The sequence below is a fragment of the Mesorhizobium sp. M7A.F.Ca.CA.001.08.2.1 genome, assembly GCF_003998455.1.
Taxonomy (GTDB): Bacteria; Pseudomonadota; Alphaproteobacteria; order Rhizobiales; family Rhizobiaceae; genus Mesorhizobium; species Mesorhizobium ciceri.
In genome coordinates, this window is the sequence record NZ_RZPW01001495.1 from 1 (window position 1) to 401 (window position 401).

Annotated in this window: 1 protein-coding gene and 1 pseudogene; both read left to right on the forward strand. The window is 68.6% G+C overall.

What is annotated here, in order from left to right; translation table 11 throughout:
* The coding region (locus tag EN914_RS38160; protein WP_164779316.1) for a glycine cleavage T C-terminal barrel domain-containing protein at nucleotides 1-207 on the forward strand (207 nt) is incomplete at its 5' end.
* Between the two features lie 12 nt (nucleotides 208-219).
* Nucleotides 220-401: pseudogene (locus EN914_RS38165) on the forward strand (trimethylamine methyltransferase); the annotation flags it as partial.

Below are 401 nucleotides of genomic sequence, written 5' to 3' on the forward strand. Positions count from 1 at the left end.
GTCTGGCATCAGGGCCGACGCGTCGGCTTTGTCACCTCGGGCGGCTACGGCTATACGGTCGGCAAGAGCCTGGCGCTGGCTCTGGTCGACCGCGATTTCGCGGGCGAGGGCACCGCGCTCTCCGTGCATGTCGTGGGTGAGGAACGGCCGGCGCGTGTCGTCGCGGCCTCGCCCTACGATCCCCTGGGCAAGGCAATGCGGCAATGAGGAGGATTTCCGATGGTCGATGACGCGGCACGGGACGGCAGGCGCGAGCGCCGGCGTGGACGCACGGGCGAGGCCGGCAGCGAAAGCAGCCGCCGTCCCAATTACCATTCGCTGAAGAACCCGTTCCTGCCGCAGCCGATCTTTTCGGACGACCAGGTGGCGTCGATCCACGACACGGCGCTGCGGGTGCTGGA